12 protein-coding genes are annotated in these 13,147 nt (G+C 62.8%); 6 read left to right on the plus strand and 6 right to left on the minus strand.

Going from position 1 to position 13,147, the window contains the following annotated elements:
* Window positions 1–34: 34 nt before the first annotated feature.
* Complete coding sequence (ald, locus tag CVS28_RS17845; protein ID WP_103467102.1) at window positions 35–1,147, minus strand: alanine dehydrogenase; 1,113 nt, start codon at window positions 1,145–1,147, stop codon at window positions 35–37.
* A 220-nt stretch (window positions 1,148–1,367) separates the two neighbouring features.
* On the opposite strand from ald, the gene CVS28_RS17850 reads away from it, so the two are divergent.
* Window positions 1,368–2,591 (plus strand): PucR family transcriptional regulator, encoded by a 1,224-nt coding sequence (locus CVS28_RS17850; RefSeq protein ID WP_103467158.1) that lies wholly within the window; start codon window positions 1,368–1,370, stop codon window positions 2,589–2,591.
* A 49-nt stretch (window positions 2,592–2,640) separates the two neighbouring features.
* Here CVS28_RS17850 and CVS28_RS17855 read toward each other — a convergent pair whose 3' ends face one another.
* Window positions 2,641–3,021, minus strand: coding sequence for a helix-turn-helix domain-containing protein (locus CVS28_RS17855; RefSeq protein WP_103467101.1), 381 nt, complete (start codon window positions 3,019–3,021; stop codon window positions 2,641–2,643).
* Window positions 3,022–3,089: 68 nt separating this feature from the next.
* Between CVS28_RS17855 and CVS28_RS17860 the strand changes: the two genes are divergently transcribed.
* From CVS28_RS17860 to CVS28_RS17870, 3 genes are all read left to right on the plus strand, one after another.
* Window positions 3,090–4,118: a Gfo/Idh/MocA family protein gene (locus CVS28_RS17860; protein WP_103482349.1), complete on the plus strand. Its 1,029-nt coding sequence runs from the start codon at window positions 3,090–3,092 to the stop codon at window positions 4,116–4,118.
* Window positions 4,119–4,198: 80 nt separating this feature from the next.
* Window positions 4,199–5,476 (plus strand): MFS transporter, encoded by a 1,278-nt coding sequence (locus CVS28_RS17865; protein ID WP_103482350.1) that lies wholly within the window; start codon window positions 4,199–4,201, stop codon window positions 5,474–5,476.
* 110 nt (window positions 5,477–5,586) lie between these two features.
* Window positions 5,587–6,282, plus strand: coding sequence for a biliverdin-producing heme oxygenase (locus CVS28_RS17870; RefSeq protein WP_165788197.1), 696 nt, complete (start codon window positions 5,587–5,589; stop codon window positions 6,280–6,282).
* Window positions 6,283–6,359: 77 nt separating this feature from the next.
* On the opposite strand, the gene CVS28_RS17875 is transcribed toward CVS28_RS17870, so the two are convergent.
* The 4 genes from CVS28_RS17875 to CVS28_RS17890 form a co-directional block, all read right to left on the minus strand.
* On the minus strand, window positions 6,360–7,769 hold the full coding sequence (locus CVS28_RS17875) for a DUF2079 domain-containing protein (protein WP_103482352.1): 1,410 nt from the start codon (window positions 7,767–7,769) through the stop codon (window positions 6,360–6,362).
* A 77-nt stretch (window positions 7,770–7,846) separates the two neighbouring features.
* Window positions 7,847–8,677, minus strand: a complete 831-nt coding sequence (locus CVS28_RS17880) for a heme ABC transporter ATP-binding protein (protein WP_207797254.1) — start codon at window positions 8,675–8,677, stop codon at window positions 7,847–7,849.
* Entirely contained in the window at window positions 8,674–9,861 is a 1,188-nt protein-coding gene (locus CVS28_RS17885) for a FecCD family ABC transporter permease (protein WP_103482354.1), read from the minus strand. The genes CVS28_RS17880 and CVS28_RS17885 overlap by 4 nt, the downstream gene beginning before the upstream one ends.
* Window positions 9,858–11,063: a heme/hemin ABC transporter substrate-binding protein gene (locus CVS28_RS17890; RefSeq protein WP_103482355.1), complete on the minus strand. Its 1,206-nt coding sequence runs from the start codon at window positions 11,061–11,063 to the stop codon at window positions 9,858–9,860. The genes CVS28_RS17885 and CVS28_RS17890 overlap by 4 nt, the downstream gene beginning before the upstream one ends.
* Window positions 11,064–11,341: 278 nt before the next feature.
* On the opposite strand from CVS28_RS17890, the gene CVS28_RS17895 reads away from it, so the two are divergent.
* A complete protein-coding gene (locus tag CVS28_RS17895) occupies window positions 11,342–12,076 on the plus strand; it encodes an LPXTG cell wall anchor domain-containing protein (protein WP_103482356.1) in 735 nt (244 codons plus the stop codon).
* A 47-nt stretch (window positions 12,077–12,123) separates the two neighbouring features.
* Window positions 12,124–13,147 (plus strand): HtaA domain-containing protein (locus tag CVS28_RS17900; protein ID WP_207797255.1); only part of this gene is annotated, 1,024 nt, incomplete at its 3' end.

A 13,147-nucleotide genomic window follows, 5' to 3' on the forward strand; every position in this document is an offset into this window, starting at 1 on the left:
CCCGCCCGTATGGCACGCCGTCGGCGTTTAGGAGCTAGACCAGCTGGCGCCAATCTGCCGCCAGGGGCAGATCGTGGGCGCTGGACACCGAGTGGTGAGCCACCTGGCCGCCCGCAACGTTCAGGCCCGCAGCCAAGGCCGGGTCTGCTTCGAGTGCCGCAACAACACCCAGATTGGCCAAGGCAACGGCGTAGCGCAGGGTCACATTGGTCAGTGCGTAGGTTGACGTGTTCGGCACGGCGCCGGGCATGTTGGCCACGCAGTAAAACACGGAGTTGTGGACCTTGAAGGTGGGGTCGGCGTGCGTGGTGGGGTGGGTGTCCTCAAAGCAGCCGCCCTGGTCCACGGCGATGTCCACCAGCACGGAACCGGGCTTCATGCGGGACACCATCTCATTGGTGACCAGCTTGGGAGCCTTGGCGCCGGGGATCAGCACTGAGCCGATGACCAGGTCCGCAGCCATCAGGGAGCGCTCAATTTCCAAGGTGTTGGACGCAACCGTCTTCAGGCGGCCCTGGTAGTGGTCATCGAGCTGGTGCAGGCGGTCAATGTTGATATCCAGAATGGTCACATCGGCGCCAGCACCAATGGCCATGGCCGCAGCGTTGGTGCCGGACACGCCGGCACCAAGGATGACCACGTTGGCGGGGCGGACCCCGGGGACCCCGCCGAGCAGGATGCCCTTGCCGCCGGCAGGGGCCGTCAGGCACTGGGCGCCCACCTGGACTGACAAGCGGCCGGCAACCTCGGACATGGGTGCCAGCAACGGCAGGGTGCGCCCAATCTGCACAGTCTCGTAGGCAATGGCGGTCACGCCGGACTCCATGAGCGCCTTCGTCAGTTCAGCCTCGGCGGCCAGGTGCAGGTAGGTGAACAGGATCAGGCCCTTGCGGAAGTACGGGTACTCAACGCTGATGGGTTCCTTGACCTTGACCACCATGTCGGCACGGCCCCACACCTCTGCGGCGTCAACAACCAACTCGGCACCGGAGCCTGCGTACTCGTCATCGGAAATGCTTGAGCCAATGCCGGCGCCGCGTTCAATCAAAACCGTGTGCCCGTGGCGCGTGAGTTCGTGGACACCCGACGCCGTCATGGCCACGCGGAACTCGTTGTTCTTGATCTCTTTGGGAACGCCGATAATCATGATTTTGTCCTTCATTTCGGTGCGGTGGGCCTGCGCCCGGACGCTGTTGGTGTACTGACTACATTAGAGCCCTCCTGTGAAGTACTTCATAGCCCCCGGGTGCCACCAGAGAAGGAAATCCCCGCAATATCAGCAACTTTGCCCAAATCGGCTCGACACTTGTCGATGGTTGGGGGTTCAAGTGTCGCCTACTGTCGTGCCGCTCCACTACGCTGATTTCATGCGCAATCCGGAGATAGAGAACCTCGTGGAGGAACTGGCCCTCCAATTGGGCCGCGGGCTGTCCCTCGAGGACCTTGACGGTCTCCTGCTCGCCTACAGCGCCAACCAGTCCCATGCCGACAGGGTGCGGGTGAATTTTCTGCTGAGCAAGCGCGTCCCGGCCGACGTCAGCGCCTGGCAGCTCTCGCATGGCATTGCCAGTGCGGTCCGGCCCGTGGTGATCCCCGCCAACGACGACCTGGGCATGCTGGGCCGGGTCTGTGTCCCACTGCTGGTGCGCGGATTCCGGGTGGGCTACTTGTGGGTCCAGCAGGATGCGCAGGAACCAAGTGCGACGGCGGTACTCGCCGAACTGCCGCAGGTCAGGGACTCACTAGACTTGCTGGCCACGTTGTTGCTGGACTCCAACACTGCCGAATCCAGTGTCCGCCAGCTGCGGGAACAACAATTTCTGGCCGCCGTGTCAGGGGACAAGCGTGCCATTGATGTGTTGGGTGAGTGGCCCGAGATCCGCCAAAATGGCCCGTGGCAGATGGCAACCCTGTACGCAGCACCCGGAATTCCCGGCCGCTCCGCCGTTCCTGCTGTCACTGATCCGCTGGCTGCGGCATTGATCCACCGCAGCGCAGGCCTGCAGGGCACCATTGGTGTTGATGAAGCCCTTTTCAGCGCCGGCTTGGCCACCCATGCGGCGCTCTTGTTCCGGCACACGCCCGGACGCAGCAGCCATGCGGCAGTGCTTTCGCGCTATGCGGCGGAACTGAGCAAGCGTACGGGGGTTCCGCCGGAGCGCGTGGTGATGGGCATTAGCGAGCCCTTCGTTTCCCTGCGGGCCTTGCCTGCGGCCAACGTGGAATCGCACATTGCTGCTCAGGCCGCCGCGGTGGACCCGGCCCTGGGCGAAATTCTTGATGTCCGAGGAGCCGGGGTCTATGAGGTCCTGGCAGGCGGCGCCGCCGACCCCGAGGACAGCGTGTACTACCGGTTGTTGCGCGATCGCGACGGCGCCCAAGAGCTGTTTCCTGTTTTGGAACTGTTGTACGACAGTGACGGGGCCGTGGCCAGAGTCGCGGAGCAGTTGCACCTGCACCGTTCAAGCGTCTACAACAGGTTGAGCCGGGTGCGGGGCATCATCGGGGCGGATCCGCTGTCTGGGCGGGTGCGCCTGGAACTGCACTTGGCGTTGAAGGCGGCGCGCTGGGCCGGCCGGCCCCGTCTCTAGAGAGACTGCTCCAGGGAGACTGCTCCAAGGAGTCTGGCGAGGCGGGAACTCAGCCCTGACGCGTGTCAGTCTTTTGGGACTCCAGCCACGCCATGATGTCCTGGCTGCGAATCCGCCTGTGCGTGCCGCGGTACTGCACAGGTATCTCACCCCTGTCCGTCATATTGCGCAAGAAGGTGTGGGAAATCCCTGCAAGTTCGGCTGCCTGGGAGGTTGTCAACAGTTCAGCAACGCTCGCAACGGTTACGGCATCGCCACGTGAGAGCCGACGCAGCAAGTCCAACACGGCCTCCGTGGCTTCGGGCGGCAGGCGGTGCGCGGTGCCGTCCACAAAAATCGTGACGTCGTCGCTGTCGCCCAAGGTGCGGGCCAGTCCCTGCTGATCCGTTGGGGCAAGGCCGGAGCTGATGCGGGGTGCGTGGAGGGTCATGGGTCATACTTTATCGCGCTGGTTCCAAATCGCGCTGGTTCCAAAAGGTGCCCGGTAATGTAATGCCCATGACGCAGAGAATCCGCACCGCCCTGCTCGGTTTTGGCCATGCCGGCAGTATTTTCCACGCCCCAGCCATTGCTTCATTGCCAGACTTCGCCCTTGACGTCATCGTCACCTCCGATCCGCAGCGTCAGGCTCAGGCCCGGGCAGCATATCCGCAGGCCCGCGTCATTGACCGGGCGGTGTGGGCGGCCAGCCAGCTTGATGTTGACCTTGTGGTGGTGGGAACCCCGCCGGCAACGCATGGGGGTCTCACCCGTGACGCGTTGGAGACCGGGTGTGCCGTGGTGGTGGACAAGCCGTTCACCGTGACCAGCGCCGAAGGCGAGGAACTGATTGCCCTGGCCCGGGAACGGGGCCTGCTGCTGACCACATACCAAAACCGCCGCTGGGATGCGGAAATCCTGACCGTGAAAAAGCTGATGGAGCAGGGGCGGCTGGGGCACGTCCGCCGGTTTGAATCTCGACTGGAACGCTGGCAGCCGGTCATCACCAAGGAATGGAAGGCCAAGGCAACCGTTGCCAGCGGCGGTGGCATCCTCTTTGACTTGGGCACACACCTGATCGACCAGGCACTGCAACTTTTTGGCCCCGCCACGCGCGTCTACGGTGAGCTTGCGGCCCGCCGGCCACAGGAACTGGCCGACGACGATGCTTTTGTTGCGCTGGAACATGTTGGCGGGGTGATTTCCCACCTGTGGATGAACCTTAATGCCCCGCAACTGGGACCCCGCCTGCGTGTTGTGGGATCCGAGGCAAGCTACACCAAGCAAACGGCAGACATTCAGGAGTCCCAGCTGATGGCCGGCTTGGCGCCGGGGGACCCGCGGTACGGGGTGGATCCGCAAGAAAATTGGGGTCTTCTGGGTCGGGACGGGACGTTGGAGCCGGTGCCCACCGAGCGGGCAAGCTTCGGACGCTTCTACGAGCTCCTGGCGGAGGCCATACTCCGTGGTGGGCCGGTACCGGTCAACCCTGCCGATTCCGTGGCTGCGTTGCGGATCATAGAGAAAATTCGGGCGCAAGTGGGATAAACCCACGTAAGCTGTTGCGAAGCGAAGCCCGTGGTGGCGCATGTTGGCGCCACTCGAAGGAACTGTGAAAGCTGGGGAACATGACCACATCCAAGGGAACCGGCACCCCGTCTGGTCCGACGTCGTCCACGGCAGCATTTGCCGAGCCAACTCAGGACGTGGGCAAAAAGTGGATTTTTGCCGTCATTCTGGTCAATGTTGGCATCAACACCTCCTTTTTTGGCCCCATTCAGGTCCTGTTGGGGCAACAGGCGATCGCTTTCAATGAGGAGGGCAAGGAAGGCATCCTTGCCCTGGTCACCGGAGCCGGAGCCGCAGTTTCCTTGGTGGCGAATCCGCTCTTTGGCACCTTCAGCGACAGGTCCATCTCCCGCTTTGGTCGGCGGGTGCCCTGGGTATTCATTGGGGCGCTGCTGGGGACCATCGGCCTGCTGGGTTTGACGGTTGCCCCGACAGTTGCTGCCATGATGCTGCTGTGGTGCCTGGTTCAACTGGGCTGCAACGGCGCCCTCGCGGCCATTACCGCAGCCGTTCCCGACCAGGCCCCTGTCCACCAACGCGGCACCATTGGCGGCTTGGCTTCCATGGGCACCGTGATTGGCATCTTGCTGGGTGCCGCGGTGGGTGCCGTGGTGGCCGGCAACTTCGCGCTGGGGTACGTGCTGTGCGCCGTTGCCCTGGTTGCCGGGATGGTGCCCTACTTGTTCTACTCGAATGACATTGTTCTGCGCAAGGAGGACAGGCCGCCATTTACCTGGCCAGCCTTCGTCAAGGGATTTTGGATTTCCCCGCGGCTTTACCCTGACTTTGCCTGGGCTTGGATTACCCGCTTTCTGGTCAATGTGGGCAACCATATGGTCACCTTGTATTTGCTCTTTTTCCTGCGCGACGCCGTTGGTTTTGAGAACCCGGAATTCGGGGTCCTGATCCTGACGGGCATTTACGCCATTCTGACCCTTGTGACGGCGGTGATTGGCGGACGCTGGACCGACAAGGTGGGGCGGCGCAAGCCGTTTGTCATTGGGTCCTCGGCCATCATCGCCCTGGCGGCCCTGATCTTGGCGTTCGCACCCACGTGGACGGGTGCGTTGATTGGCGCCGCAGTCTTGGGTATTGGCTACGGAGCGTACCTGGCCGTTGACTTTGCGCTGCTGACCCAGGTGCTGCCGCATGCGGAGAGTCGCGGCAAGGACCTGGGCGTCATCAATGTTGCCAATTCCCTGCCCCAGGTTATTGCGCCGCTGATTGCGTGGCCGCTGGTGACCATTCTGGGCGGCTACGTGACCCTCTACGTTGCGGCGGCAATCATTGGGTTGCTGGGTGCTGTCTTTGTGGTCAAGATCAAGGGAGTTGACTGAGTCCCACGGCAACATTGCGACTTCTGGTGACACAGTGTCAGCAATGTCTTGACACAGTGTCAGCAAAGCTGATTAGCTAAGGCTACCATTACCTAATCATGGAGTTCGCTATGTCTGCACCAGTCATTGAAACCGTTCTGCCCGACTCCGCCGAGGCCCTCTCGCAGGAGCTGAAAAGCCACACGGCGGCGGCCCACACAGCCGCCGAGGACTCGGCCTTTGTGGCGGAGCTGATGGCTGGCACCTTGGACACTGCGGCCCTGGTGAGCCTGCTGGACCAGAGCCTGGTCATCTACCGCGCGCTGGAAGATGCCCTCGCAGCGCATGTGGACCACCCGCAACTGGGCGCGTTCATCGATCCGAAGTTGGCCCGGGCATCCGCCTTGGAGGCCGACATGTGCTACCACCATGGGGAGGACTGGGAAGCGCAGTTGGCGGACGGTAGGATTGCCATTGTCCCGGCCGCGGTGGCCTATGCGCGGGCACTGACAGCCATGGGTGCGGAATCCATTGAATTCCTGCTGGCCCACCACTATGTGCGCTACATGGGAGATCTCTCCGGCGGCTTGATCATCTCCCGCATGGTGCAGCGCCACTACGGCATCGCCGATGAGGGCTTGAACTTTTACGCGTTCCCCCAGATCCCCAAGCCCAAGCCGTACAAGGACGGCTATCGCGATCTCCTGGACACCACTGGCTTCAGCCGGGCCCAGAAGGATGCCATCCTGGCCTTTGCGGCCGATTCCTTTGAGCTCAACCGGGCAGTCTTTGTTGACCTGGCTGCTGCCCGCGCGGCCGCAGCGTAGGCTTTTCCCCCAGCCTTAACGAGAGGACGACGCCGTAACTTACGTTCCGGCGTCGTCCTCTCGTTAAGCGTGGTCAGCTATTGCCGCTGGGCCACCTGGTAGCGGCCGTCAGCGTAAACGGTGACGAAGCGGGTGCCGGGGAAGCGCGCTTCGGCTTCCGTGGCGGCAGCGGTGGGGGACAGCCCGGGGCGGCCGGAGACGTCAATCAAGACGTACTGCGGGGCGGGATTTTGGTTGCCAATCCAATACACTTCGGTGCGGTCAACCAGGTAGCTCATCAAGGAAATATCTGTTTCAACCGTGACACCGTCCGGCACGGCTGCCAGTGCGCTTTGCGAGGAAGCAACGGTATGCGTGGGGAAGTGTTTGGCCGGATCGGCCAGTTTCCCCAAGGCGTATTGGCTGGACAGCACCACGGCCAGCAACATCATGGTGGTGCCCATGAGCAGCCGCAGCCGGGCGGAGTTGAGCACCTTGCGCCGAGACAGGGCGTCAATGGCGGCGCAGAAAACCACCGGCATGAGCACCGCGCTGTATTGCCATTCCTGGCCCCAGTAGACGGGAAGTTCCGAGAGGAAGCGCCACGCCAGGGTGGGCAAAACTATCAACGTCAACGGTGAGAACAGGCACAGCCCGGCCGTGATGGCAATCAGCAAAAGGACCGTGGTGACCTTGTCCGGGTGGAACAGTGACGCCGGATCGCTGAGCAGGCCAGCAATGTTCAGCTGGCTTTGATACGCCCACTTATCGCCCGGATTCATGGCGGGCAAGATGACTTTGGTGGTCAGAATAAACCAGCCAACACCCCACGCGGAGAGCCACAAGCCGGCCGCCGTCCGTGCCCGCCACGCCATGACCAGGCCAATGACAAACACCGTCAGCCCCAAGTCTTCCTTGACGAAAACCAGCAGCGAGGCCCAAATCCAAGCTGAACGCCATCGTTCTTCCAACAGAGCCACAAGTGAGAAGGCCAGTAGCGGCACGGCGAAGGCAATTTCATGGAACTGCGCGTCGATGGCCGACTGCATGCCCCAGCTGAGTGCGTAGGCAACGCCAAGACAAACGCCCGTAATCTTGCCCAAACGCTTGATGGCAAAGTGGCACACCACCACCACTGAGACAGCCAGCAGCATGTTCTGCACCACCAGCAAGGTGTACGCGTTGGGGAACAAGCGGTAGAAGGGTGCCAGCAACACCAGAAGGGGGTGGAAGTGATCGCCCAGGAGGTTGTAACCCTCGCCCTTCAGGCTCACAATGGGCGGGCGCAAATTGGCGTAGTCCTTCGCCAATTGGGTGAAGATGCCCAAGTCCCAGGAGCGGATGGTGAAGCTTTGCCACTGCAGCCAGGAGAACACCGAATACACCGCGAAGGCCAGGGCGCCCACAATCCCCGAAAGGGCCAGCGGCGTTGTTGTGGCGTGCTGAAATTCGGCCAGACGTGGCGGGCTGGCCGGGGCTGGCCGTCGGGTTTCTTGTGCGGTGGTCACTCTGAAAGTCTAGGCCGCGGGCGCGCGATACCGGGCATTGTTAACCGTGCATCGCGGCTGCTGATCTTGCCTGCGCATCAGCGCCGGGGCAGAACCACGGTGCGCCCACTCACGGGATGCGGCATGACATCTATCCCGTACTGGTAGACGCGGCTGAGCAGTTCCTCCGTCAACACCTCGGCAGGGGTTCCCAGTGCCGCCAAGCGCCCCTGGTCCAGCACCGCCACTTTGTCCGCGTAGCCGGCCGCCAAGTTCAAATCGTGCAGCACTACAACCACTGCCCGGCCAGTAGCCGCGTGGGCGCGTGCCACCTGCAAAACGAGCTCCTGGTGGCGCAAGTCAAGGGCCGCCGTGGGCTCATCAAGCATCAGGACCGCAGTGTCCTGGGCTAGTACCCGGGCCAATGCCACGCGGGCCTTCTCGCCGCCGGAAAGGTAGGAGAACTTGCGGTGCGCAAAGTGCGTGACATCTGTGGCGAGCATGGCGGCTGACACCAGTTCGTCGTCGTGCTCGGCAGCAGCAGTATTGGACCAGGGCGCCCTGCCCATCCGCACAACGTCCAGAACGTTGAAGGGGAAGCTGAGCTGAACCTGCTGCAGCAGCACTGCCCGGCGCAACGCCAATTCCTGCGCCCGCCAGTGCTTCAATGGCTTCCCGGCCAGACGGATTTCCCCACTGCGCAGGGGGACGTCACCGGCCAGGGCCGCCAACAAGGTGGACTTGCCGGCGCCGTTGGGGCCCACCAAGGCCAGGACTTCGCCCGCAAGGATGGTCAGGTCGACGTGGTGCAACACCGTGCGGCCGCCGAGCTCAACACTTGCCCCGAAGCAGGAAATGGCCTCCTGCCCAGCAGCCAAGGGCTCCGGGACGGCCGTGGGAGGGGCGCGAAAAACATCGAGCAGGCTCACGCCCAGCCTCCTTGTTCATTGCGGGTCCGGCGCAGCAGCCAGAAGAAGAACGGGCCGCCAATCAGGGCTGTCAGCATGCCTAATGGCAGGTCGGAATAGGTGACCAGGGTGCGGGCGCCAAGGTCGGCCAGCAGGACCAAAAGGGCGCCGCCCAGTGCGCTGGCCGGGAGTAGCAGCTTGTGTCCGGGGCCTGCAATGATGCGGATCAGGTGGGGGACCACCAGGCCCACAAAGCTCACGATGCCGGTGAAGGCCACGCCCGCCCCCACCAGCAGGGCCACGGTGACGATCATGGTCATGCGCAGCCGCTCCACATTGACACCCAAATGCCGGGCGGACCGTTCGCCCAGGGCCAGCAGGTCCAATCTTCCGGCAGCCATGAAAGCCATGAACAGTCCCGCCAGCAGCAGAGGAAGCACGGAGGTTACGCTGAGCCAGCTTGCCCCATTGAGGCTGCCAAGCTGCCAGAAAATCAACTGTTCGCGGGCGTTGGGATCGGCGACGTAAGTGTAAAAGGCAATCATGGCGAAAGTGAACGCGTTCACGGCAATGCCTGTCAGCACCAAAGTGACTACTTCCGTGCGGCCCTTGCTGCGCGAGAGGCTGTAGACCAGCAGTGTTGTGATGAGCCCGCCGAGGAAGGCGCAGATGGCCACAACCCAATTGCCCTGCGTGGCCAGGCCCGTCACAATGGCTGTGCTGGCGCCCACGGCGGCGCCCGAGGAAACACCCACCACGGCCGGTTCTGCCAGCGGGTTGCCAAAGACGCCCTGCATGACGGTGCCGGCGCAGGCCAATGCTGCGCCAACTATCATGGCCAGCACCACGCGCGGGAAGCGCACAGACCACAGGGTCTCATAGCCCCTGGCATGTTCGGGCAGCGGCGCCGAGCCAAACGGTGCGTTCCAGCCGGTGCCGAAGTAGTCAAGCCAGCCTTGCAGCCAGTTGTTAAAACCGTGGATGATGCTGCCAATAACTTCCACGGGGGCAATGTGCAGCTGTCCGGTGCCGGCGGCGACCACTGCGGTGACCGCCAGTGCCGCTGCCAGGATGCCCAGAATCAGGCGGTCCTTTGCCGTGCGTTTAGTTTTAGCCTGCCCGGTTTTTGCTGCGGCCGCCGATTCCTTGGATTCCTCGGCTTCCTCGGCTGAGGTGACGGCTTCGGAGGGGATGGTGGCTGTCATTCCGGCGCCCCGTGAACGGCAAGGGACAGGGCCTTGATGATCTGGCCCGTGCGTGGGCCGAAGCTGAGCAAGGTCCCATCAGCCACGTCAATGACCCGCCTGTTGGTGCCGGCAGGGGTTTGGGCGATGCCTTGAATCTTGACCAAGCCATCCACCCCACCAACGCTTTCCAAGCCTCCGGTCATGAGCAGCAGTGCGTCAGGAGCTGCCTTGATCAAGGCCTCGGACGTCAATTGGGTGAACGGCATTTTCAGGCCGATTTCGGTGCCGACATCCGTGGCCCCCACCGCCTTGATCATGTCATCAGCGCCGGAGCCGGGGCCTGCCATCAAGTACACCCCGGCGGTGCCACGGACGTAGAGGAAGGCCACGCGCGTTGGTGTGGAGTCCTCGGGAACCATGGAGAGCGCGGCAACCATGTCGGCGCCCACCAGCTTGTTCAGTTCAACCCCGGCCGCAGGCACGCCAAGCGCGGCTGCCACGGCGTTAATCTGGTGGTTGATCCCGGGCAGCGTGCGGGAGGGGTCAAAGAAAATAACGGGTATCCCCACAGCCCGCAGCTGCTCCTGAACTTCCAAGGGGCCAATGGTGGTGTCGGTGAGGACCACACTGGGGTTCAGGGCTGTGATGGCTTCAGCATTGAGGTCGTGTCCCGTGGGGGTCACTACTGTGGCGTTGGCTGCCTGCGGGAAATCTGCTGCACGGTCCCGGCCGACAACGTTTGCGCCCAAGCCCAGGCCATGGACAATCTCCGTCAACGTGCCGTTCAAGTCGATGGTGACAATGCGGCTCGCATCGGTTACTTCCACCTCCGCCTGATCACAGGAGGTCACAGTGGTGGGAAGCGCCGGAACGGGTTTGGCGGCCACGATGGGCAGGGTGATGGCGGCCGTATTGGCGGTCTGTGGGCCAGTTGGCGCCGTGTTGCCTGCCTTTTTGGTGCCGGCCGCAGTGCCGGGAGCCTGCCAGTCGGCAGGCAAGGGAAGCTTCCCGGCGGTTCCTTCGGTGCAGGCGGCAACCGGGTCCGCAGGTTGTGCGGCTGACGTCTGCACCGATGTCACATCGCCTGATCCGGGAGCGGTCGGGGCGCAGCCGCTGACAAGCCAAGCCGCTGCCGTCACGGATGCCAGCAGTGCAGCTGCCCTTTTTCTGTGGCCAAAACGACTGGCGGGCGCTGGTGATTGCGGCACAACAAAATTCATGGATTCCCCAGTGAGAAGCAGGCAGTGGTCTAGCTGACGGTACGAGGAGTAACACAATAACCATCACGTTTCTTAAGTAAGCCTACCCTAGGTTAGGTTATGTTTAGCTCAAATTAATCTTGCGTAATCATGCCGGCCGTGAAGGTTGCTGCAAAGCTCGGTTTTGAGCAGAATTTCCGCACAGGAAAGTGCACAAATCGAGGATTTGCGTAGGTCAAAAGTGGCCTGCGTTGGGGTGGTGTGCTGCTTGCGTGCGGCCGCCAACTACAAGGAGGATCATGAAGGGAATCGCCAGCTGCAACGCAGCCAAGGTGTCACATGTGAGAGGTGGCGCGCGCTTAGCGCGAACAGCCGCAGCCATTTCCCTGGCGGGTGGGCTGGCCCTGGCAACGGGTGCCGGTGCGCTTGCCGCGTCGGGCAGCGGGCCGAGCGGGCAAACCCTCACCGTGGACCGTGCCACGGGCCTGGCTGCCGCGGGAGATTCCGTGCAAGTCAGCGGTGCTGGATTTGACCTGAGCAAGGGCATCTACCTTGGTGTCTGCGTCAACAATGGCCCCGGCGCGGTGGCAACGCCCTGCCTTGGCGGCGTTGACACCACTGGGGGCTCGGGAAGTTCAGTGTGGATCTCTTCCAACCCGCCTGCCTATGGCCAAGGGTTGGCCCAGCCGTTCGCCCAGGCCGGCGGCAAGGGTTCCTTCTCGGTAGCCCTCGCCGTGTCCGCGGCTGACGCGCTGACCAATTGCGAGGACCCGGCCAAGGCCCCCAACGGTTGTGTCATTGTCACCCGCGCCGACCACACGCGCAGTGCAGACCGGACAGCCGACGTCGCAATTCCCATCAGCTTTGGCACAGTGGCGCAGGAACCCGCCGCCAGCGACACAAAGAGTGACGCCAAGGGTGCCCTGGCTAAAACCGGCGCCACAACGGGCTACGTGGTGGCCGGTGGCGCCGTCCTACTCGGCCTGGGTGCCGGTGCAGTGGTATTTAACAAGCGCCGTCGAGGTTCCAAATGACCCGCCCCGCCAGCGTGCACCTTTCTCCCCGACTACAGAGGAACACCATGACATCACTTCAACGCGGACGCTGGTGGCGCCGCCCGTTGGCTGTAGTGGCAGCACTCGCCATGACAGGTGGCGCCTTTGCCGCCACAGCTCCGGCGGCCTCGGCTGCGCCAGCTGCGCCAATAGTCACCGCTGGCAGCCTTGACTGGGGAGTGAAAGCATCCTTCCGCAACTACCTGCAAATGCCCTTCGCCAAGGGAACTGTCACGGTGGCCGGTGGTGCCATTAAGAACGCCGACGGGACCTTCAAGTTCCCCGCAGCAGCAGTTGACCCGGCCGCCAAGCTCTTGAGCTTTGGCGGTTCGGTGAACTTTGCAGGGCATGAGGGGCAACTGTCCGTCAACATCACTGATATTCGCCTCGACCTGACGCGCGGGACCCTCGTTGCCGATGTTGTCAGCAAGGCCCTCAGCGGCGAGGGCATGGTGACGTACGACGACGCCGATCTCGCCACCGTGGGCGCCGGCGCGGTTGCAAGCGAAGGAAACTTCAGCGGACGCGCGCTGCCCACGGCGCTGACGGGCGCAGGAGTTCCGGCGTTTGCCAACTTTTATGCGGAGCGCGATGCCTTCGACCCCGTGACCTTTTCACTTTCTTATACGGTACCTGTTGCGGCACCCGTTGTGACAGCGTCGCCAGTTGCGCAGAGCGTGGAAAACGGTTCGACTGCCACGTTCAGTGCAGCCGCCACGGGGCACGATTCAGTGCAGTGGCAGGTCAATGCGCCGGGCACGGACGTGTGGACAAACATTGACGGCGCAACCGCAGATACCTTGAGCGTTCCGGCCACTGTTGCCGACAACGGCAAGAATTACCGTGCAGCATTCACCAACGCAGGAGGAGTGGTTTATTCCGCAGCCGCCGCGTTGACGGTGACTGAAGTTGTGGTCCCGGAACCTGTGTTTGTGCCTGCGGTGAAGGTGTTTGCTGTTGATGGTGTGACGCCGTTGGCGGGTCCGGTGGCTGAGGGTACGAAGATTGTTGTTAAGGGAACTGGCTTTGATCCTGCGGGCAATGTTGCTC

This window comes from Arthrobacter glacialis, assembly GCF_002909415.1.
In the GTDB taxonomy this organism is placed as follows: Bacteria; Actinomycetota; Actinomycetes; order Actinomycetales; family Micrococcaceae; genus Specibacter; species Specibacter glacialis.